Origin of the sequence: Onishia taeanensis (genome assembly GCF_900100755.1) — a bacterium.
In the GTDB taxonomy this organism is placed as follows: domain Bacteria; phylum Pseudomonadota; class Gammaproteobacteria; order Pseudomonadales; family Halomonadaceae; genus Onishia; species Onishia taeanensis.
Genome location: NZ_FNCI01000016.1, coordinates 39,870 through 61,113, shown reverse-complemented (window position 1 = coordinate 61,113; position 21,244 = coordinate 39,870). Strand labels below are relative to the sequence as shown.

20 protein-coding genes are annotated in these 21,244 nt (G+C 62.7%); 4 read left to right on the top strand and 16 right to left on the bottom strand.

The annotated features are described in order from the left end of the window. Positions 1-11: 11 nt before the first annotated feature. From BLR71_RS15360 to BLR71_RS15315, 10 genes are all read right to left on the bottom strand, one after another. Complete coding sequence (locus BLR71_RS15360; protein WP_092528374.1) at positions 12-314, bottom strand: urease subunit gamma; 303 nt, start codon at positions 312-314, stop codon at positions 12-14. Positions 315-471: 157 nt separating this feature from the next. Then, entirely contained in the window at positions 472-1,395 is a 924-nt protein-coding gene (locus BLR71_RS15355; RefSeq protein WP_092528372.1) for an urease accessory protein UreD, read from the bottom strand. Next, entirely contained in the window at positions 1,392-2,090 is a 699-nt protein-coding gene (gene urtE / locus BLR71_RS15350; RefSeq protein WP_092528370.1) for an urea ABC transporter ATP-binding subunit UrtE, read from the bottom strand. Before urtE ends, BLR71_RS15355 begins: the two co-directional genes overlap by 4 nt. Then, entirely contained in the window at positions 2,090-2,920 is an 831-nt protein-coding gene (gene urtD / locus BLR71_RS15345; protein ID WP_092528368.1) for an urea ABC transporter ATP-binding protein UrtD, read from the bottom strand. Before urtD ends, urtE begins: the two co-directional genes overlap by 1 nt. Continuing rightward, entirely contained in the window at positions 2,917-4,077 is a 1,161-nt protein-coding gene (gene urtC, locus BLR71_RS15340) for an urea ABC transporter permease subunit UrtC (RefSeq protein WP_175491700.1), read from the bottom strand. The genes urtD and urtC overlap by 4 nt, the downstream gene beginning before the upstream one ends. A gap of 4 nt (positions 4,078-4,081) precedes the next feature. Further along, on the bottom strand, positions 4,082-5,686 hold the full coding sequence (gene urtB, locus BLR71_RS15335; protein WP_422730786.1) for an urea ABC transporter permease subunit UrtB: 1,605 nt from the start codon (positions 5,684-5,686) through the stop codon (positions 4,082-4,084). 133 nt (positions 5,687-5,819) lie between these two features. After that, positions 5,820-7,067, bottom strand: coding sequence for an urea ABC transporter substrate-binding protein (urtA, locus tag BLR71_RS15330; protein ID WP_175491704.1), 1,248 nt, complete (start codon positions 7,065-7,067; stop codon positions 5,820-5,822). Positions 7,068-7,550: 483 nt separating this feature from the next. After that, positions 7,551-9,065: a tripartite tricarboxylate transporter permease gene (locus BLR71_RS15325; protein ID WP_092528364.1), complete on the bottom strand. Its 1,515-nt coding sequence runs from the start codon at positions 9,063-9,065 to the stop codon at positions 7,551-7,553. Next, the gene (locus BLR71_RS15320) at positions 9,065-9,520 is read right to left on the bottom strand and encodes a tripartite tricarboxylate transporter TctB family protein (protein ID WP_092528362.1); all 456 of its coding nucleotides are present in this window, start codon (positions 9,518-9,520) and stop codon (positions 9,065-9,067) included. Before BLR71_RS15320 ends, BLR71_RS15325 begins: the two co-directional genes overlap by 1 nt. Continuing rightward, positions 9,520-10,530, bottom strand: coding sequence for a Bug family tripartite tricarboxylate transporter substrate binding protein (locus BLR71_RS15315; protein WP_422730787.1), 1,011 nt, complete (start codon positions 10,528-10,530; stop codon positions 9,520-9,522). Before BLR71_RS15315 ends, BLR71_RS15320 begins: the two co-directional genes overlap by 1 nt. Before the next feature lie 310 nt (positions 10,531-10,840). Here BLR71_RS15315 and BLR71_RS15310 point away from each other — a divergent pair, with 310 nt between their 5' ends. Genes BLR71_RS15310 through BLR71_RS15295 form a run of 4 tightly spaced genes read left to right on the top strand, consistent with a single transcriptional unit; the run spans position 10,841 to position 14,797 of the window. After that, positions 10,841-11,455, top strand: a complete 615-nt coding sequence (locus tag BLR71_RS15310; RefSeq protein WP_092528360.1) for a helix-turn-helix domain-containing protein — start codon at positions 10,841-10,843, stop codon at positions 11,453-11,455. Beyond that, positions 11,452-12,114 (top strand): response regulator transcription factor, encoded by a 663-nt coding sequence (locus BLR71_RS15305; RefSeq protein WP_092528358.1) that lies wholly within the window; start codon positions 11,452-11,454, stop codon positions 12,112-12,114. Before BLR71_RS15310 ends, BLR71_RS15305 begins: the two co-directional genes overlap by 4 nt. Then, positions 12,111-13,532, top strand: coding sequence for a sensor histidine kinase (locus BLR71_RS15300; protein WP_092528356.1), 1,422 nt, complete (start codon positions 12,111-12,113; stop codon positions 13,530-13,532). The genes BLR71_RS15305 and BLR71_RS15300 overlap by 4 nt, the downstream gene beginning before the upstream one ends. Further along, positions 13,529-14,797 (top strand): ABC transporter substrate-binding protein, encoded by a 1,269-nt coding sequence (locus tag BLR71_RS15295; protein ID WP_245696521.1) that lies wholly within the window; start codon positions 13,529-13,531, stop codon positions 14,795-14,797. Before BLR71_RS15300 ends, BLR71_RS15295 begins: the two co-directional genes overlap by 4 nt. Here BLR71_RS15295 and BLR71_RS15290 read toward each other — a convergent pair. From BLR71_RS15290 to BLR71_RS15265, 6 genes are all read right to left on the bottom strand, one after another. Next, positions 14,769-15,215 carry a septal ring lytic transglycosylase RlpA family protein gene (locus BLR71_RS15290; RefSeq protein ID WP_092528354.1) on the bottom strand — a complete coding sequence of 149 codons (447 nt, stop codon included), beginning with the start codon at positions 15,213-15,215 and terminating at the stop codon, positions 14,769-14,771. The two genes, BLR71_RS15295 and BLR71_RS15290, sit on opposite strands and share 29 nt — an antisense overlap. A gap of 94 nt (positions 15,216-15,309) precedes the next feature. Next, complete coding sequence (cobA, locus tag BLR71_RS15285) at positions 15,310-16,194, bottom strand: uroporphyrinogen-III C-methyltransferase (RefSeq protein WP_092528352.1); 885 nt, start codon at positions 16,192-16,194, stop codon at positions 15,310-15,312. A 181-nt stretch (positions 16,195-16,375) separates the two neighbouring features. Beyond that, a complete protein-coding gene (cysQ, locus tag BLR71_RS15280) occupies positions 16,376-17,209 on the bottom strand; it encodes a 3'(2'),5'-bisphosphate nucleotidase CysQ (RefSeq protein WP_217629346.1) in 834 nt (277 codons plus the stop codon). Between the two features lie 221 nt (positions 17,210-17,430). Next, positions 17,431-18,891, bottom strand: a complete 1,461-nt coding sequence (locus BLR71_RS15275) for a sodium-dependent transporter (RefSeq protein WP_092528348.1) — start codon at positions 18,889-18,891, stop codon at positions 17,431-17,433. A 178-nt stretch (positions 18,892-19,069) separates the two neighbouring features. Next, positions 19,070-20,188, bottom strand: coding sequence for a 4-hydroxyphenylpyruvate dioxygenase (gene hppD / locus BLR71_RS15270; RefSeq protein WP_092528346.1), 1,119 nt, complete (start codon positions 20,186-20,188; stop codon positions 19,070-19,072). 354 nt (positions 20,189-20,542) lie between these two features. Continuing rightward, on the bottom strand, positions 20,543-21,154 hold the full coding sequence (locus BLR71_RS15265; RefSeq protein WP_092528344.1) for a LysE/ArgO family amino acid transporter: 612 nt from the start codon (positions 21,152-21,154) through the stop codon (positions 20,543-20,545). Positions 21,155-21,244: the final 90 nt, after the last annotated feature.

Sequence of the window (21,244 nt, the reverse complement as noted above, 5' to 3'; positions counted from 1 at the left end):
TGCAGCCAGTTTTAGACGATGGGGTTGTGAACGGTGACCAGCTTGGTCCCATCCGGGAAGGTCGCCTCGACCTGCACCTCGTCGACCATCTCGGCCACCCCCTCCATGACGTCATCGCGGGTCAGGATCTCGCGCCCGGCACTCATCATCTCGGCCACGCTGCGCCCGTCCCGGGCCCCCTCCATGATCTCGGCACTGATCAGCGCCACCGCTTCGGGGTAATTAAGCTTGAGGCCGCGGTCACGTCGGCGCTCGGCAAGCAAGGCCGCCGTGAACAGCAGCAGCTTGTCCTTGTCTCTCGGGGTCAGTTCCATCGCGATAGCTCCCAAATCATGTTGTTTCTCTTCTGCGCCCAGGCTGTCGCTTCCGAGCTGGATGAACGACGCAACCCGCCTGGAAGATGGAAGCCTGAAGTCCCAATGGCCGGATGACGACCTCTTCCAGCTTCTGGCTTCAAGCTTCAGGCTGCTGTCATGTCATCCAGATGCGCGGTACACAGGCCTCACGACCGAGCAGCAGCGGCCGTAACTGCGCCCAGGCCGCCTGACAAATCGCCCAGGCTTCATTGCGTTCATCGCCCAGATAGCGCAGCAGCAAGACGCCCTGACGCACTGTCACTGCCCAGCGGGGAGAGGAAGGCACCACCTCGCGCAAGACGTCCACGGCAGCAGGCTCGTCATCGAGGCCTACCGCCCACAGCGTGGCTTGCACGCTGGCGCCGCCCTGCCCCCAACGCCCAGAAAAGCGCGTGTGCGTCGGGTCGAGAAGCTGACGCTCATGCCACAGCGGGCGACCGTCGCGGGTCAGGGCAAAACGCTGCTCCAGATGCCCGGAAACGAACGGCAGCTCACCGGCCGGACGACCTAGCGCCAGCACCTCCCAGCCCAGGCAGCGCGCCTCTTTTTCCAGCGCAATCTCGGTACTCTGCACGCCACGGGAGCCATCGAAGGCGATGGTCTCCTGTGGCAGCCACTCGAGTTCACCGCCGGCCGCTACCGAGAGGCTGGTGTGCTGCGTCCAGGCCACCCCGTGGCTGTCGGCCCGGTAGAGCTTGTTGGCGGCCGGCGTGGTGACCAGGGCCCGGGCACCCTGACCGACCTGAACGCCGATCGAGAGCGCATCGCCGCTGACCAGCCCACCGGGCGGATGCAGCAGATAGACATGACAGCTCCCGGCCTCCCCACCGGCATCGCGCGGCTCGGGGTAGAAGGGGCGCTGAACCCGCAGCGGGCCCTGGTGGCGGGCACGGGTCAAGCGGGTCACAGGACCGGCCGGCTCATCGCGACGGGTAAAGCCAAGGTCGATGGATGCCGCCCAGCGGCGCTCGCCATCGAAGCGGTGGCCGCTGGCCAAGGGGCAAGCCTTCTGGGGGGAAAGGGGCTCGAAGACAGTCATACGGTGAGGTGTTGCTTGATCAGGTCATCGGAAAGCTCGCCGATGCCACCGCTAGCCACCGGGCGGCCGCGATCGAGGATCGTGAAGCGGTCGGCGTACTTGCGGGCAAAAGGCAGCTTCTGTTCGACCAGCAGCACGGTCAGGCCATCCTCTCGGATCAGCCGGCGAATCACCTCGCCAATCTGGGCGACGATGTTGGGCTGGATGCCCTCCCCCGGCTCGTCGAGAATCAAGAGTCGCGGCTCGATGACCAGCGCACGGCCAATCGCCAGCTGCTGCTGCTGCCCGCCGGACAGGTCGCCACCGCGGCGATGGCGCATCTCCTCGAGCACCGGAAACAGCTCGAAGACTCGGTCAGGAATGCGCCGACTCCCGTCCCTGCGCGCGGCAAGCCCGGTGCGCAGGTTTTCCTCGACGCTGAGCAGCGGAAAGATCTGGCGCCCCTGAGGCACATAGCCGATGCCGAGCCGGGAGCGCTCCTCGAGGCGCTTCCTGGTCAGATCCACCTCGCCGTCAAAGCGCAGGCTGCCGCTCTTGATCGGCACTTCGCCCATCACGCACTTGAGCAGGGTCGTCTTGCCCACGCCGTTGCGCCCCATCACGCAGGTGCATTCACCCTTGGGCACCTCGAGATCAAGGTCCCACAGGGTGTGGCTCTCGCCATAGAACTGGTTGAGCTTGTCGATCGCGAGCATCAGGCCTCCTCCTCTGCGCCCAGGTAGACTTCGATGACCTTGGGGTCATTCGAGACCTGATCCATCGTGCCCTCGGCCAGCACGCTGCCCTGGTGAAGCACCGTGACCTGACGAGCGATCGAGCGCACGAAGCCCATGTCATGCTCGACCACCACCACCGACTGCTTGCCAGCTAGGCTAGTGAGCAGCTCGGCGGTACGCTCCATTTCCTGCTCGGTCATACCGGCCACCGGCTCGTCGACCAGTAGCAACCTTGGGCGCTGCATCAGCAGCATGCCGATCTCCAGCCACTGCTTCTGGCCATGGGAAAGGATCCCCGCCTGGCGGCCGCAAAGCGACTCGAGGCCAATGGTCTCGAGCACCTCATCGATGCGGCTGCGCTGCTCGCCGGATAGCCTGGCCGTAAGGGTCGGCAGCACGCGCTTGTCGGCCGCCATGGCAAGTTCCAGATTATCGAAGACGCTAAGCGCCTCGAACACCGTGGGTTTCTGGAACTTGCGGCCGATGCCCAGCGAGGCGATCTCGGGCTCATTCTTGGTCAGCAGGTTATGGCGGCTGCCAAACCACACCTGCCCGCTGTCGGGGCGCGTCTTGCCGGTGATGATATCCATCATCGTCGTCTTGCCGGCGCCGTTGGGGCCGATGATGCAGCGCAGTTCACCGTCGTTGATGGTCAGGTTGAGATTGTTGATGGCCTTGAAGCCATCGAAGCTCACATTGACGTCTTCCAGGTAGAGAATCGGACCGTGGCGGACGTCCACGGGGGACGACGCCGGCACCAGGAAGTCGAACACCCGATCGCGATCGGCCAGGGCGTCGAGCAGGCTCATGGCGTTGCCTCCTTGAGTTGCGTATCGCTATCCGCCTTGCGACGACGGGTCATCAGCCCGGCGATGCCCTTGGGCAGCAGCACCGTGACCACCACGAAGAGCCCACCGAGGGCGAACAGCCAGGCATCGGGCATCACGCCGGTGAAGACCGTCTTGGCATAGTTGACCAGAATGGCGCCGATCACCGCACCGTAGAGGGTACCGCGCCCGCCCAGGGCCACCCACACCACCACCTCGATCGAGAACAGCGGTGAGAACTCGCTGGGATTGATGATCCCCACCTGGGGCACATAGAGGGAACCGGCGACACCCGCGAGCATGGCCGAGACCACGAACACGCATAGCTGTACCCGCTCGACGCGATAGCCCAGGAAGCGTACCCGCGCCTCGGCATCACGGGAGGCGATGCATACCCGGCCAAGCTTGCTGCCCACGATGCCGCGACACACCACATAGCCCAGCGCCAGCGCCACCCCGGAGGCCAGGAAGAGCCCTAACCGGGTGGCATCGCTTCGCAGATCGAAGCCCAACAGTTCACGGAAGTCGGTCAGGCCGTTGTTGCCGCCAAAGCCCATCTCGTTGCGGAAGAAGGCCAGCATCAGGGCGAAGGTCAGCGCCTGGGTGATGATCGACAGATAGACCCCGGTAACTCGGGAGCGGAAGGCCAGGAAGCCGAACAGCAGCGCCAGCAGGCCCGGCGCCAGCATCACCATCAGGAAGGCGAACCAGGCCATGTCGAAGCCGTGCCAGAACCACGGCAGGCTGTCCCAGTTGAGAAAGACCATGAAGTCCGGCAGCACCGGATCGCCATAGACACCGCGATCGCCGATCTGGCGCATCAGGTACATGCCCATGGCATAGCCGCCCAGGGCGAAAAAGGCCCCATGCCCCAGGCTCAGGATGCCCAGATAGCCCCAGACCAGATCCACCGCTACCGCCAGCAGCGCATAGCACAGATACTTGCCGAGCAGGGTCACGGTATAGCTCGAGACATGCAGCGGATGCCCGGCAGGCAAGGCCAAGTGCAGCACCGTGACCACCGCCAGCGCCAGGGCAAGCACGGCGAGAAATATGCGCGTCGAGCGTTCGCTAAAGGGCCGCGTCAGCCACAGGTGGGAAAGCGGCGAGCTTGAAGACGGCGTACTTGAAAGAGACATCGAATCAGCCCTCCGCCGCCCGGCCTTTCTGCGGGAAGAGTCCGCGAGGCCGTTTCTGAATGAATAGGATGATGAATACCAGCACGATGATCTTGGCCAGCACCGCGCCCGCCCATGGCTCCAGCACCTGGTTGATGACCCCAAGCGACATGCCCGCCACCAGGGTGCCCCAGAGGTTACCCACGCCGCCGAACACCACCACCATGAACGAATCGATGATATAGCTCTGGCCGAGGTTGGGGCCGACGTTGGTCAACTGGGCAAGAGCCACACCGGCAAGCCCGGCCACCCCTGCCCCGAGGCCGAAGGTCAGCATATCGACGCGGGTCGCGCGGATACCCATGGACCGCGCCATGGCGCGATTCTGGGTGACCGCCCGCACCTCGAGGCCGAGTCTAGTGCGACGCATGACCAGCATCAGTGCCGCAAAGACCAGCAGCGCGAAGCCGAGCACATAGAGGCGATTGAGGGTCAGCGACAGCGCATCGTTGATGACCAGTGAGCCGCTCATCCACTCCGGGGTTATCACCGTGCGGTTGAGGGGCGACACCAGGGTGCGCACCAGTTGCTGGAGGATCAGGCTGACACCGAAGGTGGCAAGCAACGTCTCGAGCGGACGCCCCTTGAGGAATTGGATCACGCAGCGCTCGATGGCGACTCCCGCCAAGCCTGCGACCAGGAAACCGGCCGGGATCGACAGGATAACGGCAAGGCCCGGCTGACCCGGCAGCAGCTGCTGCATTCCCCAGGAGGTATAGGCGCCGAGCATGATCAGCTCACCGTGGGCCATGTTGATCACGCCCATCACGCCAAAGGTAATCGCTAGGCCGATCGCCGCCAGCACCAGCACCGAGCCGAGGCTCAGGCCGAAGTACAGCGTCTCAAAGCCACGATTGATCTTGAGGGTCTGCTCGATGCCGTCCAGTGCCTTCTTGGCCTGGGCGGCAAGGGCGGGATCGTCACTGGCAGCGGCTCCGTTGAGGGCGGCTCGCGCCTCGGGATGCAGGCTGCCGCTCAGGGTCTCGATAGCCTGGGCGTCGCCCTGCTCGAGCCGATAAATGGCCAGCGCCTCGGTCAGCCGCTCCTGCACTGCCTCACTAGGCTCCTGGTCCCGCACCGCCTCGAGCGGCGCCACCATGCCCGCATCGACCTGACCGAGCAGGTCGTTGGCCGCCTGCAGGCGAGCGTCAGGGTTATCGACATAGAGATCGAGCACCGCCAGGGTGCTGCGCAGCTGGCCACGTAGGGCGTTATTGATGCCGATACGGTCCAGCTCGCGTCGGGACATCTCGCCGAGCGGCTCACCGCTCAAGGCATCTTCCACCGGCCAGTTCCGGCCGCGATTGGCCAACACCACCACGAACTGACCGGTCTGCTTGTTCTGTTGCAGCTTGCCGTCGTTGAGGGCTTCAAGCCAGGCACGGCTGCGGGAATCACCGCTGGCAACGATAGCGTCAATGGCATCGCTCTTGGCGGCATAGGAGGCACTGGCAAGTGCTTCGAGCAACGGCTTGCCGGGGTCATCCTGCTGCGCCTGTGCGCTACCTAGCAGTGCAAGCATCAGGGCACACAGCAGCAGCCACAGCGTGAGGCATCGGGTGATCCTCATGGGCATGTCCTTTGGAATCGCAATGAAAAACGCGACGGAAAGTCGCTATATGAAGCCGCGATGCAACCTCTCTGGAAACGTGCGCGGCAGGCCAGGTCCGAAATCAAGCCGTCGAACCTGGTCTGTTCGAGGCTTATTGCGCCTCGACGCCGCCGCCGCAGCTAGCCTCGACCACGTTGTAGTTGCCACACTCCATGGGCTTGCGCCAGTCGCTGATCAGATCGCGGGAGCCTTCCAGATAGTCCGACCAGGCATCGCCTGCCACCGTCGACGGCGTTTCCCAAACTACCGAGAACTGGCCGTTATCCTGAATCTCGCCGATCAGGACCGGCTTGGTGATGTGGTGATTGGGCATCATCGCCGCGTAACCGCCGGTCAGGTTGGGCACGGTCACGCCGATGATGGCGTCCTTGACCGCATCCACGTCTGGGGTACCCGCCTTGCGCACGGCCTCGAGCCACATGTTGAAGCCGATGTAATGCGCTTCCATGGGATCATTGGTGACGGACATCTCATCACCGGTATAGTCGATCCAAGCATCGATGAAGTCGTAGTTGGCATCGTTATCGACGCTCATGAAGTAGTTCCAGGCGGCCAGATGGCCCACCAGCGGCGCGGTATCAATGCCCGACAGCTCCTGCTCACCCACCGAGAAGGCCACTACCGGAATATCGGCGGCATCGATGCCTTGGTTGCCGAGCTCACGATAGAACGGCACGTTGGCGTCGCCATTGATGGTCGAGACCACCGCCGTCTTCTTGCCTTCGCTGCCGAAACGCTTGATATCGGAGACGATGTTCTGCCAGTCCGAATGCCCGAACGGCGTGTAGTTGATCATGATGTCTTCGTCGGCAACGCCATGGTCCTTCAGGTAGGCCTCGAGGATCTTGTTGGTGGTGCGCGGATAGACATAGTCGGTTCCGGCCAGCACCCAGCGCTCCACGCCGACGTTGTTCATCAGATAGTTCACCGCAGGAATAGCCTGCTGGTTGGGCGCCGCCCCGGTATAGAAGACGTTCTCGGAAGACTCCTCGCCCTCGTACTGCACCGGATAGAAAAGCAGGCCATTGAGCTCCTCGACCACCGGCAGGACCGACTTGCGAGACACTGAGGTCCAGTTGCCGAAGATCACATCGACCTTTTCCTGCGCCAGCAGCTCACGTGCCTTCTCGGCGAACAGCGGCCAGTTGGAGGCCGGGTCCACTACCACCGGCTCGAGCTGACGCCCCAGCAGGCCACCCGCCTCGTTCTGCTGCTCGATCAGCATCAGCATGGTGTCCTTGAGCGTGGACTCACTGATCGCCATGGTGCCGGAGAGTGAGTGCAGGATGCCGACCTTGATCGGGTCTTCTTGTGCCTGTGCCGGCAGAGCCACGCCCATAGACAGCAGGGCTGCCGCCAGCCAACGATAGGTAGGGGTCAAAGTGTTCACATGGATCTCCTTGCTTGTGTCTTGTTATTGAAGGCTGTTTTTGAAAGTTGTTATTCGGCAATATCCAGCGACGCTGCAGACCGCTCATCGACCTGCCCAATCACATCGCAAGGGCCATGCCAACACATCAGCAATTCCCAATAATCATTGAAAATCATTGTGTTAGAGAAAACTAAACAACCTTCACTGCTCCCACGCCGACGCTCTCACCCGCTTCCTCACCCATTGCCTGCCCCTTTTTGGTCACCTCGATCCTGTCGATGCACCTAAAAGGTGCGGTTGTATACACTCAAAAATACAAAGAGCTTCCAGCAGCCGCCTGATGCATCAATATGATCAACCCGCCATAAAAAAGGGCACCGGCCAGTTGGCCGATGCCCCAAAAAGGTGATGCGTTTTTGCGATAAGACGTATCGGAGAAAAATACCAGCGTCAGTCCGACTGCGCGTCACCCGCCTTCATGCGACGGCGCAATACCGGGCCGACGATGTAGGGAAGGATCAACCCCAGACCCGCCACGACCCACAGACCGATGGCCAGGCCGCTATCCCACAGCACCATCCAGTCACCGTCGGAGATCTCGAGCGCATGGCGCAGGTTCTTCTCCATTTCTGGCCCCAACAGCAGGCCAAGAATGATCGGCACCAGCGGTATTTCCAGCTTGCGCAACACATAGCCGAAGACACCGAAGGCCACCATGAAGTAGAGGTCGAAGGTGGTGTTGCTGATTGAGTAGATGCCCACGAAGGCGACCATGGTCACGATCGGCAGCAGATACATCGGAGGAACCGACAGCAGCTTCACGAAGATGCCGACCAGCGGAATATTCAGCAGCAGCAGCAGGAAGTTGCCGATCAGCAGCGCGGCAATCACGCCCCAGACGATGTCCGCGTTCTGGGTGAACATCAGCGGACCGGGGGTGATGTTGAGCGAAATCAGCAGCGCCAGCAGCACGGCGGTAGTACCGCTACCCGGCACGCCAAGCGTCAGCATCGGCACCAGGGCACCACTGGAAGCGCCATTGTTGCCGGCCTCGGGGGCCGCCACGCCGCGCGGGTCGCCCTCGCCGAAACGGCCCTTGCTGCCCAGCACGCGCTTTTCCAGGGTATAACTGATGAAGCTGCCAAGCGATGCGCCGGCACCCGGCAACACCCCGGCGACGAACCCAAGCACCCCGCCACGCAGGCTGGTGGGCAGAATGTCGCGGATGTCCTTCCAGCTAAGCGACAGCTTGTTGACGGCGATCTTCTCCTTGCCGCCGCCAGCCCGGTCCTCGATGAAGAACATCAGTTCAGAGATCGCGAACAGGCCAACGATGGCGATGATGAAGTCGACGCCTTCGTAAAGCTCCAGCACATTGAAGGTATAACGCTGCGTGCCGGTGGAATCGATACCCACCGTCGCAATCATCAAGCCAATGCAGGCCGCGACGACAGTCTTCATTGGGTTCTTGCCGGTGATACCGCCGAGGGTGGCGAAGGCCAGCATGAACAGCGCAAAGTACTCGGCCGGACCGAAGGTCAGAGCGAAATCCGCCAGCAGCGGCGCCAGCAGGATCAGCCCCACGGTGGCCACCAGGCTGCCGATGAAGGACGCCACCGCCGAGATGGCCAGCGCCTCGGCCGCCTTGCCTTTCATGGCCATCGGGTAGCCATCCAGGCAGGTCATCATCGCTGGCTCATCGCCGGGAATATTCAACAGAATCGAGGAGATACGCCCGCCATACATGGCACCGGCGTAGACCGAGGTCAGCATGATCATGGCGGTTTCCGGGGCCAGCCCCAGCGTAAACGCCAGCGGAATCAGTATCGCCACGCCATTGGCCGGACCGAGACCCGGCAGCGCGCCGATCAGGGTGCCCAGGAAGGCCCCCATTAGCGCGAACATCAGGTTATGCGGTTGCAGCGCTACGCCGAAACCGTCGACCAGGAAGCCCAACGTTTCCATCAGTTTGCCTCCAGGAAATCGAGCAAGCCCAGCGGCAGCGCCAGGTCGAGTGCAAAGTTGAAGATCAGGAACACCACCACGCCGGCAATGCCTCCGGTCAGGTAGGCCTTAACCGGGGGCGCGCCCATGCGCCAGCACAGGGTGCCGACCGCCAGCAGAGTGCTGGGGATGAAGCCCAGCGGCTGCAGCAACATGGCGTAGAGCACCAGCACGACGACCGCGATCACCAGTTCAACACCGGTACGGCTCCATGGCCAAGCGTTGTCCGGGTCAGGGCGCACGATCATGTACAGGCTGGAAAGGGTCAGCACCACGGCGAGCAGATAGGGAAAGGTCTCGGGGCCAACAGCCTCGGCCCCGCCTCCGAACGGTTCTGGGAACTGGGTAGCGCCCCAGCCGTACGCGACGGCCAGGACGATCATCAGGACCCCGAAGATGCGGTCGTTGAAAGTCATTACTTGATCAGCCCGATATCTTTGGACAGGTCTTCGATTGACTGGATCTGAGAGTGCACGAAGTTCTCGAACTTATCGGCACTCATGTGGAAGGGCATCAGACCGTTCTGGGTCATGACCTGCTTCCATTCCTCGCTTTCATAGACGGTGTCCATGGCGTCGAGCCAGTACTGCTTGGCGTCATCGGAAATATCTGCCGGCATATAGAAGCCGCGCCAGTTGGGGCCGATGGCATCGATACCCTGCTCACGCGCAGTAGGAATATCGCTGAACTTGCCCGGCAGGCGTTCCTCGGACAGCACCGCCAGCACGCGCAGATCGCCGGATTCCATGAAGCCCTGAGCCTCGGTGATGTCACCGGTGAAGGCGTCCACGTGACCGCCGACCACCTGGGTCATGGCCTCACCGCCGTTGTTATAAGACAGGTAGGGAATGCGCGGCAGGTTCTCGATACCGGCCTTCTGGGCGGCAATCAACACCTTCAGGTGGTCCCAACCGCCCTTGGCGCTGCCACCCGCGAACTTGACGCTGCGCGGATCTTCCCTGACGGCATCCATCAGCTCGGGCAAGTCGTCATACTCGGAGTCTTCGGCCACGGCGATGACGCCATAGTCGGCACCCAGCGCCCCGATCCAGTTGACCATGTCGGCATTCATGCCCGGAAACTGGCCCTGAGCCAAGCGCGTGGTGGTAGCGGTAGACGCGGCCACCAGCAGTTGGTCATCACCGGCCCGCTTGCTGACGGTATGGGCGAAGGCCACACCACCACCTGCGCCGGCCATGTTGATGGTCTGCACGCTGCGTGGCACCAGATCGAGATCTTCAAGCACCTTGCCGACACTGCGGCAGGTGAAGTCCCAGCCGCCGCCCGGGTCGGCCGGCGCCAGACACTCGACCTTGCCTTCCGGCTCGTAGGCCTGAGTCACGGTAGCGCTCAGGGTCAGCGCCGCTGCGGTCATCAGCGTCAGGGGGGTCTTCATCGACAGATGTTTCTGGAAGATGCGTTTCATCGACATTGTTATTAGCCTCGCTGGGTTATCCGGCCCGCAACGCGGGCATGCTGGATACCGTGGATGGTAATGCGTTGGCGTGCGCCTGCATCAACTCTTGTTAGAAGCGACTCTGCACAGAGCCACCACTCTCGGCCTGTTGCAATCAGGACTTGTCGGAAGCTGCCACCAACCTTACAATTCTGTAAGGCAGAACAACGTTCCTTGGAATGGAAAGTTAGGCGTCCCGACCTGGTGCGTCAACGCTCTCACGCCCAAACGCGACCAAAGTTGCATAGGCGCGACCAGTACCCGCGAGGCACAAACAGACATGTCAGAACAACGCGTAGAGGCCGTGGAACGGGCCCTCAAGATCCTCGAAGTCTTCGATACGCCACAAGAAGCGTTCACGCTGGCCGAACTGGCCGAGGCCACCGGCTTCTACAAGAGCACCCTACTTCGCCTGCTGGCCTCCCTCGAGCGCTTTGGCTATGTGACGCGTGGTGCAGACGGTCGCTTCTCGCTGGGGTCGACGCCCTTGCGGCTGGGCAGGCGTCACCGCCCCGGTCGCGGACTGGCCGCCCGCGTCCAGCCAGTGCTGGATCGACTCTGCCAGGAGAGCGGCGAGACCGCCGCCTTGCTCGAGGTCGCCGAAGGCATGGTCAATTGCCGCCTGGCTAGCCTGCCGAATACCAGCCTGCGCCATGAGCTGCACCCCGGTGACCACTGGACGACCGACACCACCGACACGCCGGCCCAATCACTGAGCGGCGGGTTCATGCTGTGTACAGCCCTTAGCGAGGCCGTTGCAGGCGCGACCAACTTGTGGCTGTCACTGTCCGGCCCCGGTGGCCGTCTCAAAAGCGCACAGGCTGAGGCGCTGCTCGAGTCGGCAAGGCGCGAGCTCGCCTCGAGCAGCGAACACAGTGAAGGAGCCAGTTCATGAAGCTGCTGTTGGTCGAGGACGACCCACTGCTCGCCGAGACCCTGAGTGATGCTATGCATCTCGAGCAGTTCACAGTCACCACGCTGGATGACGGCGATCAGGCACTGGCCCTGCTATCTCAGCCCGGCCACGGGACCGACCTGGTGCTGCTCGACTTGAATCTGCCCGGCGCCAGCGGTCTTGAGGTGCTAGCCGCGCTGCGACGCCACGACAGCGACACCCCGGTGCTGATCATCACCGCACGAGGCGCCATAGAGGACCGGGTGCGCGGCCTGGACCTGGGCGCTGATGACTACCTCGCCAAGCCCTTTGTCCTAGACGAGCTGGAGGCCAGGGTCCGCGCCCTGCTTCGCCGTCGGGGGCGACACCAGGCCCTGCGAGTCGGCGGGCTCAGCTTCGACCCCGAGGCTCAGCGCTTCAGCCTCGACGATGAGGTGCTTGCTCTGCCCCCGCGTGAGCAGCGGCTGCTGGCCTGCCTGATGCGCCATGCCGGCGCGCCCGTAGACAAGGCCCGCCTCGCCGAAGACGCCTTCGCCGGGGAGGCCATGGGCGACAATGCCATCGAGGTCTATATCCATCGCCTGCGGCAACGCCTGAAAGACAGCGATGTGAACCTGCGCACGGTGCGCGGCCTGGGCTACCTGCTGGAGGCGCCATGAGGCGACCGACCAGCCTCTACCGCAGGCTGCTGAGCTGGCTTTTGCTGCCGCTGCTGGGCCTGGGTGCCCTGATGCTGGTGCAGGCCTATCTGGATGCACGCCATACCGCCGACCGTGCCTTCGACCGCCTGCTCGAAGCCGCCACGCTTGCGATCGCCGACCGCGTGCAATGGCAAGACGATCAGCTGTGGCTCGACCTACCACCGGCCGCGCTTGAAATGCTGGCCACCGATGCCGAAGAACGCGTCTTCTATGCGCTCTACGATGGTGAGGGCAACTTCATCACCGGCAATGCTCGACTGCCTAGCGATGAGCGCCTCGACCAAGGGCATGGGAGCCTTCAAGACGCGCTTCAGGGCGTGCCTCAGGATGGCACTCGTGGCGACACGCTGCTCTACCGCGACATCACATGGCACGCGCTTTCCCTGCGTCAGGGTACCCGCCGCAGCCGACTGGAGGACTGGAGCCTCCAGGAGCATTTCGAGGTCCGCGTCGCCCATACGCGTGAAGGCCGTGAGGCTCTCACTCTCCGCCTGCTACGCGGTAATCTGGCCTATATCGGCGCCATGGCGGCCCTGGCCATCGCCGCCCTACTGGTAGCGATTCGCTCTGCCCTCGCCCCGCTGACGCGGCTGCGCAACGCCATCCGCAGCCGTGACCCACGCACCCTCGCCCCCCTGGAAATCCCCTTGCCGCGGGAGCTCGCCGAGCTGCGCGAGACCGTCAACGACCTCTTGGCAAGAATGCGTCGGGTGCGCGCCAATCAGGAACGCTTTATCGGCGACGCCTCGCATCAGCTGCGAACGCCGCTGGCCGGGCTATCGACTCGCGCCGAACTGGCATTGCGCCAGGATGACCCCGCCGCCTGGCGCAGCGCTCTCAAAGCCATGCAGGCCACCAGCGCCAGCACCGCACGCCTCGCTGGCCAGTTGCTGTCACTGACCCGCCTCGACAACCCCGAGGCCACGCCGGACCTTGCCCCGCTGGACCTCAATGCGCTGGCAAGGCATGCCACGCGCGAGGCCTGGACGAGCTGCCATCGGGATGGCATCGACCTTGGCGTCGAAGCCGAGGAGACGCCGCTGATGATCGATGGCGTGGCCTGGCAGCTGGAGGAGGCTCTGAACAATTTGATAGACAATGCCCGGCGCTACGGCGCCCGGCGCATCACGGTGCGGGTCACCGATGACCCACCGACCCTGGCCGTCGAGGATGACGGCCCCGGCATTGCCAAGGATCAGCGCCTATTGGTGCTGCGCCCCTTCTACCGAGGCCGTGATGGCGGCGAAGGCTCTGGGCTTGGCCTCGCCATCGTCGATGGCATCGCCCGAGGCCACAAGGCGCGCCTGACCCTGGAGCCGACGGTAGGCGACACGGGGCTGAGGGTGGCCATCCATTTTACGGGAGATCGCCAATGAATCTGTCGACCCGATTGCCGGGAACAGGCGCGAGACGCCCTGCCCTGACGCTGATGAAATCGACCCTGCTGACGCGTGGCCTGCTAATAATTAGCCTGATGATATCGGGGCCGCTATTGGGGGCCACGCCTTTCCCGGACGAGGAAACGCTGCACTTTCCCGCGACGACCTCACCGGCCCAACCTCTCGAGCGACTGACGGTTCACGGCGCATTGGATATCCCCCAGATCCGACCGCTGCTCGAAGACTTTCACCAGCGCTACCCTTTCATTGCCCTGACATATCGCAACCTGACCACCCTCGAGCTCAACCACCGCTTCCTAGCGACTCAAGCGCCCAGCGCCGATGTGCTGATTTCCTCGGCCATGCCCTGGCAGTACCGACTCGCCAACGACGGATATGCTCAACCGCTGACCGGCGCCCGCGCCGATGCCTGGCCGGACTGGGCTCGCTGGCGACATGAGCTGTTTGCGGTGACCTTCGAGCCCATTGTGATGGTCTACCGGCGCGAGCTAGCCGAGCGCTTCGGCGCGCCGCAAAGTCATGCCGACCTGCTTGACCTGCTGGAAGAACACAGCGATGCGCTACGCGGGCGGGTGGTGACCTATGACCCGGAAAAGAGCGGAGCCGGCTACAGCTACGCCGTCGAGGAAGCACGACTATCGCCCCGCTACTGGGAACTGGTCGCGGCACTGGGCGCCACCCGTGCAGTGCTTGAAGAGACCACCGGCGCCATGCTCACCGGCCTCGAGGAAGGAAAATACTGGCTGGGTTATAACCTGCTGGGCAGCTATGCCGAGAATGTCGTGGCCGGCAACCCCGAGCTAGAGATGGTGGTGCCGAAGGACTATGCGCTGGTTACCCAACGCTTGGCATTGATTCCAAAGCGGGCACAGCACCCGGCCGCGGCGCAGCGTTTCCTCGATTACCTGATCAGCGAGCAGGGACAGCGCGTCATCGCCGAACGCACGAAGCTGGGAGCCGTCCACCCAGCTCTCCAGGGGCCGGGTACCGCCAATGCGTTGAGGGCACGCCTTGGCAATGCCTTACGCCCCATCCGCCTGAGCCCCGCCCTGCTGGCAACGCTGGATGATCTAAAACGACGGGCGCTGCTGGCCCGCTGGCAGCGCGAGTTTCGTCGCTGGCAGGTGACGGATGAAGCGTCTTCTCCTCGCGCCGAAGACGCCGGATCGCCGCCTAATAAGCGTGCCCCAGACGCCAGAGCTGATGACGAGGCTAACGCAGCACGTCCAAACGCACCTTGACGGCACCGTCTCGCAGCATGCCTAGCCGACGCGCCGCCCGCTTGGAAAGATCGACGATCCGCCCCCGCACGAAGGGGCCGCGGTCGTTGATGCGCACCGTCACTTCCCGCCCATCATCGAGACGCGTAACCCGCACCTTGGTGCCGAATGCCAGGGTGCGATGGGCAGCCGTCAGGGCCTGCTGGTCGAAGCGCTCTCCGCTGGCGGTGCTACGCCCGTGATAGCGATCCGCATAATAGGACGCCATACCGACCTCGCTGCCGACAACGCCAGCACCAAGACTGCCTCCTGACGCCTCATCGCGAGTTCCCTGGCCGGCACAACCGGCCAACAGCAAGACCAGCAGCGCCAGGGCGCCATAAGAAACAAAGGGCAGAGAATCGGCATTGCCGAGGGGCTTGGAAGAAAGGTGAAGCATAGAGGTAATCCGATCGTGGCTGAGGCTCACCAAGATACGGCGCCACCGCTACGAATCAAACGTCGGCAGGAAGCGACATTCGCCTTCTCAGGCCTCAGGCACTGTCAGATGCCTTGATGGGCGTTGCGTGCTTGCCCTCCTCCCAACCACGGCTGGCCGACTGTTCACCGTCGAACCAGGCGAGTGTCTGATGCAGGCGCACCACGCTACCCACCACGATCAGCGTGGGCGGCTTGATGGTATCGCCATGGAAGGCGTCAGGCAGGTGGGCCAGGCTTCCAACATGCACGCGCTGACGCGCTGTCGTGCCCTGTTCGATGAGCGCCAGCGGTGTCTCGGCGTCAAGGCCATGGGCCATGAGTGCCTCACGGATGATATCGAGGCTGCCAAGGCCCATGTAGAACACCAGGGTCTGGCCAGAATGAGCGAGCGTCGCCCAATCCAGGTCGCAGCTGCCGTTCTTGAGGTGGCCGGTAACGAAACGCACCGACTGAGCATGGTCGCGATGGGTCAGCGGAATGCCGCCGTAGGCCGCACAGCCAGACGCTGCAGTGATACCGGGAATCACCTCGAAAGCGATGCCTGCCGCTGCCAGGGTCTCGAGCTCTTCGCCACCACGACCGAAAATGAAGGGATCGCCGCCCTTGAGCCGCACTACCCGCTTGCCCTCACGAGCCCAGTCCACCAGCGCCTGGTTGATGCCTTCTTGAGGCAAGCTGTGCTGCGAGCGCGCCTTGCCCACATAGAGGCGACGCGCCCGGGAATTGGCCATGGCCAGGATTTCTTCGCTGACCAGGCGATCGTGCAGAATCACTTCCGCCGCCTGCAGCCGCTTGAGTGCCTTGAGTGTCAGCAGCTCCGGGTCGCCAGGCCCCGCCCCTACCAGCGCCACCTGGCCACGGGGAAAATCGCGCAGCCGAGCAAGCGATGCGTCATCTCCGCACTGGGGAAGCGATGTGGGATGCAGGTCGGAGGTCATGGCAGGCGTCTCGAATCGATGAACCGTTTATTCCATTTTACGCAGAAAGATAAAATTCTTATAGCCAAATTTAAGGTTTTAGCCGGCGAATCGCCAGTAATCTCTGCTTAGAAGCTTATAACCCTAGCCCCCTATCCGCCGCTCTAACGTCGGCGAAACCTGACGATCCCATGGGCCTATCTCAGCTCAGCGCCTTGGTCAGCGCCTGCTCCCAGCGAGCATCGCGCTCACCGCAAACGATAAAGTAAGGGTTGAGCACGCTATCCTGCTGATTGCAGCGCAGTGGCGTCAGGCTGTAAGCATTCAGCACTGAACCACCGGCGGCGACCACAACCGCCTGAGCCGCGGCGGTATCCCATTCACAGGTCGGCGCCAGACGCGGGTATAGATCCGCGGCTCCCTCGGCGACCAAACACAGTTTCAGCGAACTCCCCATAGAGACTCGCTCGTTGGCAGGCAAGTCAGCGCAGAAGGCCTCGAATTCCGCCGCGCCATGAGAGCGGCTGCCGACCACCTTCCAGGGCTCAACCGCTGCATCCGGCAATGTGCGTACCTGGATCGACTCAACGCCAGCATCGGCCTGCTTCCAGGCGCCCTCGCCCACCTGGCCCCACCAGGTGGTTCCGTGCTCGCCAAGCACGGGGGCATGCACGATACCGAACACTGGCTCACCGCCCTCGATCAAGGCCACGTTGAGGGTGAACTCACCGTTTTTCTTGATGAACTCCTTGGTGCCATCCAGCGGGTCGATAAGCCAATAGCGTGACCAGGTCTGGCGCGTGTCGAAGGGAATCTCTCCCGACTCCTCGGACAGAATCGGCACCTGAGGGGTCACCGTTTCGAGCAGCGCCACCAAGGCATGGTGCGACGCCATGTCAGCCTCGGTCAGCGGGCTATCATCCTGCTTGGTCTCGACCGTGAAGTCGCGACGATAGATGGAGAGCACCTGCTTTCCAGCGGCCCGGACGCCGCTCAGCAACTGGTTGCACTGTTCGCTTGAAAGATATCCCAACACCTTGGCTCCTTGAATGACGACTCGTGGCAGTTTGAGGGTCAACGGCGTGCATTATGGCATATGCGCGAGGCTCTTCAGGCAAATCCGCGCTGATGAGCCAAGCACCGCCAGATCATGACATCGCCACAAAAAACGCTGCCCCCGCACGAGGCGGGGGCAGCGCATAGGGCTTGAGATCGATAGACCCCGGTCTTCTTATGGGGCCTATCGATCCGGGCAAATCAGGCGGCCAACTGACGCTTGATGCGTGGGCTCAGGGACTCGCCGATCAGGGTGATGGCGACCAGCACACCCAGCCACCAGTACCACTGGCTGCCCATGTCCAGATCCATCAGCCCCAGGCTGTCGATGAACACCAGCATGATGCCCAGCGGGCTCACGTAGCGCACCATGAACAGCCAAAGCGCATGCTGAGTGTTGGAGAGACCAAGCTCGGACCTGAAGATCTCATGACGCAGCACGAACCCGGCCAGCAGCGCCATACCCAGGCCACCTAGCGGCATCATGAAGCGTGAGGTCAGGTAGTCGAGCCAGTCGAAGGCATGCTTGCCGGCGATGGTCCAGTCGGCGCCAAGGTTGAAGGACAGCATGGCCAGCGTGCTCAGTAGCCACAGCACGATGCCGGCTCCACAAGTTGCCTTGATGCGTGAGATCCCCTTGCTCTCGTTGAGCCAGGCCACGGTGGCCTCGATCATCGAAATGGCAGAGGTCAGCGCCGCCATGGAGAGCATAACGAAGAAGATCGCCATGAAAACGCTGCCGAACGGCATGGCCTGGAAGGCCAGCGGCAGGCTCATGAATAGCAGGCCAGGGCCAGCGGCCGGGTCCATGCCGTTGGCGAAGATCACAGGGAAGATCGCCAGGCCCGCCATCAGCGCCACCAGGGTATCGGCGATGGCCACCGTGAAAGTGGTACGCGCGATGGAGGCGTTATCGGGCAGGTAGGAGCCATAGGTAAGAATGGCGCCGGATGCCAGCGACAGGGTGAAGAAAGCGTGCCCCATGGCCGCCAGCAGGCCTTCGCTGGTGAGTTTGCCGATTTCGAAAGAGAACAGGAAATCGACGCCGTCACCGAAACCACCGGAGAGCATCGCATAGCCAATCATGATTGCCAGCATGATCACCATGCCCGGCATCATCCAACTGACACTCTTCTCGATGCCCTGCTGCACGCCCTTGCCGACGATCGTCAGCGTAATCAGCGTCACCAGGGTGCTCCAGCCACCCAAGGCCCAGGGATCGGCGTTATTGGCTGCGAAGATCGCCGCCATGTCGCCAACCTCAGAGCCTACCAGGCCGCCGCTCACCGTCTTCCATAAATAGGAGAACGACCAGCCGGCCACCACCACGTAGAACGACAGGATCATGAAGCCGCACAGCATGGCCATCCAGCCCAGCAGCGACCAGAGGCCGCCGCGCCCGGACTCACGGGCCACGCGACGAATGGCATCGATGGGGCTACCGCGACCGCGACGGCCAAGACCGATCTCGATCATCATCACCGGGATGCCGACGGCCAGGATGCAGGCCAGATACACCAGCACGAAGGCCCCGCCGCCGTACTCACCGGTCATGTAAGGAAATTTCCAGATATTGCCCAAGCCCACGGCGGAGCCGGTAGCCGCCAGGATGAAGCCCCAGCGCCCCAGCCACAGGTTCTTGGGTTGTTGTCTCGCCGTCATGTCACACCTTCAGGGTTGTTGTTATAAGAGATTTTAGCGTTTTTGTTCGTGCGTTGACCATGCGACCAATAGGATGCGCTATCGATAAGCCTAAGTTCATGGCAATCCAGCGCCGGTTGGCGACAACGTCAGCAGCTTGCACCAAGCATGCCATCTCCGGCACGCCTGGTGCTTTGCCTCAGTCGTCCTTGAGAACGCCGCGGCGGATCTGGTCTTCCTCGATGGATTCGAACAGCGCCTTGAAGTTGCCCTCGCCGAAGCCGTCGTTGCCCTTGCGCTGAATGATCTCGAAGAAGATCGGGCCGATGACCGTCTCGGTGAAGATCTGCAGCAGTACGCCCTGCTCGGGTGCTCCATCAACCAGCAGGCTCAACTCGCGCAGCTCATCGACGCTCTCCTGGTGGTTGGGTACCCGTTCATTCACCTTTTCGTAGTAGGTATCCGGCGTGGTCAGGAAGGTCACGCCATTGGCGCGCAGGGCCCGCACGGTTGAATAGATATCGTCGGTGGCCATCGCCAGGTGCTGAATGCCTTCGCCGTTGTACTCGCGCAGAAATTCGGCGATCTGGGAGTTATCGTCGGCCGACTCGTTGATCGGGATGTGCATCTTGCCGCAAGGGGCAGTCATCGCCCTGGAAAAGAGGCCGGTCATCTTGCCTTCGATATCGAAATAGCGAACCTCGCGGAAGTTAGCGACCCGGGTATAGAAGTTGGCCCAAATGTCCATCTGGCCGCGATCGACGTTATGGGTCAGGTGATCCAGCACATTCAAGCCCACGCTGTGATCCTGAGGCGTACGCCCGGGAATCGCCTCGAAATCGATGTCGTAGATGGTGCGACCCTGGCTATCGACCTGATGGTCGACGAAATACAAAAGCGAGCCGCCAATGCCCTTGACGGCCGGAATACCCACCTCGCCCGGGCCAACCGGATTCTCGGCAGGCTCGGCACCCTCGGCCACGGCATGCTCGAAGGCCTTGCGGGCATCGGCTACCCGCCAAGCCATGGCGCAGGCGCTGGGGCCATGAAGTCGGGCGAATTCGGCGGCGAAGCTGTCGGGCTCAGCGTTGAGCACGAAGTTCACGCCCTCTTGCTGGAACAGGAACACCTGCTTGGAGCGGTGCTTGCGGGTCTCGGTGAAGCCCATTTGATTAAAGAGCGCACGCAGTGCCTCGATACCCTCGGCGGTCGGGGCCGTATATTCGACGAACGCAAAACCGTCGGTACCGATCGGGTTGTGCGCAGAGGCAGAAGGCACCGTCTTAGTGTCTAGCGCCTGTGAAGTGGGGGCATTCATGGCAGTCTCCTTGGCATTGTTGTCGTGTCGTTATCGTGTCCTCGCGGTGAGTGGCGAGAAGCGATCAATGACAACTAGCCTAGGGGCCGCGGAGACGCCGCGGAACGCAAGATATCCCGTTTCGTATCGTCGACGGCGAGTGATTGTAGCGCCAGCTGTAACAAAAACGTGACACCCGGGGCGGCAGGCTCTGAACCTAGGCACAGGGTGGCGCAGAAACCTGACAAGCCGTAACGATATATTGACAGCACCATCGTCACCCCCCCCCCTTGCGGATCTGGCACACCGCCTCTGCCTTTACCAGGACGCCAGATCGAGAGCCCTGGCTAAGGCGGCTTTAGCCCAGACTTGGCCTCAGGCGGGCAACATACCGCCGGCCAGCAGGCGCCAGGCAATCACCGCCATGGTGACCCCGATCAGGGTATCGATCACCCGCCAGGCCCTGGGGTTGGCAAGCTTAGGGGCCAGCCAGCTTGCCGCCGCCACCAGACCGAAGAACCAGCCAAAAGACGCCAGCGCAGCGCCGATGAAAAAGCCCCCGGGGCTCTCCTGAACAGCGCCGACAATGCCGAGCATTACCAGGGTATCCAGATAGACCTGCGGGTTTAGCAGCGTGACCGCCAGCGTCGCCAACAGCACCTGCCGACGTGAAGCCGGCGCTCCAGCATCGGCGCGCAGTGCGTGCGAGTGCCAGGCTCGCCGCAGCGATTGCCAAGCAAGGAACGCCAGATAAGCCGCCCCGCCCCAGCGGGCCAGCAGCATCAGCAGGTGCTGTTCGGCCAGCAGCGTTCCCAAACCCAACACCCCTAGCCCCACCAGCACCCAGTCGCACAAGGCACAAATGGTCGCCACCAGCCAGATATGCTCCCGGCGCAGCCCCTGGCTGAGCACAAAGGCATTCTGGGCACCGATCGCGATGATCAAGCCCGCTCCCACCAGCAGCCCTTGTACGGCAGATATCCACATCTTGAATGCCCCTTAGTGCCAAGTTTCGACAATTAACGACTTGCAAAGCACCGCCAGACTAGGCTTGACTGAGTGGATAAGTGAAATTAA

Bases quoted from the DNA above. Each gene is read 5' to 3' on its own strand.
- urtE (WP_092528370.1), bottom strand. From the start codon at position 2,090: ATGCTCGCGATCGACAAGCTCAACCAGTTCTATGGCGAGAGCCACACC.
- hppD (WP_092528346.1), bottom strand. From the start codon at position 20,188: ATGAATGCCCCCACTTCACAGGCGCTAGACACTAAGACGGTGCCTTCT.
- BLR71_RS15265 (WP_092528344.1), bottom strand. From the start codon at position 21,154: ATGTGGATATCTGCCGTACAAGGGCTGCTGGTGGGAGCGGGCTTGATC.
- BLR71_RS15305 (WP_092528358.1), top strand. From the start codon at position 11,452: ATGAAGCTGCTGTTGGTCGAGGACGACCCACTGCTCGCCGAGACCCTG.
- BLR71_RS15355 (WP_092528372.1), bottom strand. From the start codon at position 1,395: ATGACTGTCTTCGAGCCCCTTTCCCCCCAGAAGGCTTGCCCCTTGGCC.
- BLR71_RS15325 (WP_092528364.1), bottom strand. From the start codon at position 9,065: ATGGAAACGTTGGGCTTCCTGGTCGACGGTTTCGGCGTAGCGCTGCAA.
- urtA (WP_175491704.1), bottom strand. From the start codon at position 7,067: ATGGGCGTGGCTCTGCCGGCACAGGCACAAGAAGACCCGATCAAGGTC.
- urtB (WP_422730786.1), bottom strand. From the start codon at position 5,686: ATGAGGATCACCCGATGCCTCACGCTGTGGCTGCTGCTGTGTGCCCTG.
- BLR71_RS15360 (WP_092528374.1), bottom strand. From the start codon at position 314: ATGGAACTGACCCCGAGAGACAAGGACAAGCTGCTGCTGTTCACGGCG.
- BLR71_RS15300 (WP_092528356.1), top strand. From the start codon at position 12,111: ATGAGGCGACCGACCAGCCTCTACCGCAGGCTGCTGAGCTGGCTTTTG.
- BLR71_RS15275 (WP_092528348.1), bottom strand. From the start codon at position 18,891: ATGACGGCGAGACAACAACCCAAGAACCTGTGGCTGGGGCGCTGGGGC.
- BLR71_RS15295 (WP_245696521.1), top strand. From the start codon at position 13,529: ATGAATCTGTCGACCCGATTGCCGGGAACAGGCGCGAGACGCCCTGCC.
- BLR71_RS15315 (WP_422730787.1), bottom strand. From the start codon at position 10,530: ATGAAACGCATCTTCCAGAAACATCTGTCGATGAAGACCCCCCTGACG.
- BLR71_RS15290 (WP_092528354.1), bottom strand. From the start codon at position 15,215: ATGCTTCACCTTTCTTCCAAGCCCCTCGGCAATGCCGATTCTCTGCCC.
- urtD (WP_092528368.1), bottom strand. From the start codon at position 2,920: ATGAGCCTGCTCGACGCCCTGGCCGATCGCGATCGGGTGTTCGACTTC.
- BLR71_RS15310 (WP_092528360.1), top strand. From the start codon at position 10,841: ATGTCAGAACAACGCGTAGAGGCCGTGGAACGGGCCCTCAAGATCCTC.
- cobA (WP_092528352.1), bottom strand. From the start codon at position 16,194: ATGACCTCCGACCTGCATCCCACATCGCTTCCCCAGTGCGGAGATGAC.
- BLR71_RS15320 (WP_092528362.1), bottom strand. From the start codon at position 9,520: ATGACTTTCAACGACCGCATCTTCGGGGTCCTGATGATCGTCCTGGCC.
- urtC (WP_175491700.1), bottom strand. From the start codon at position 4,077: ATGTCTCTTTCAAGTACGCCGTCTTCAAGCTCGCCGCTTTCCCACCTG.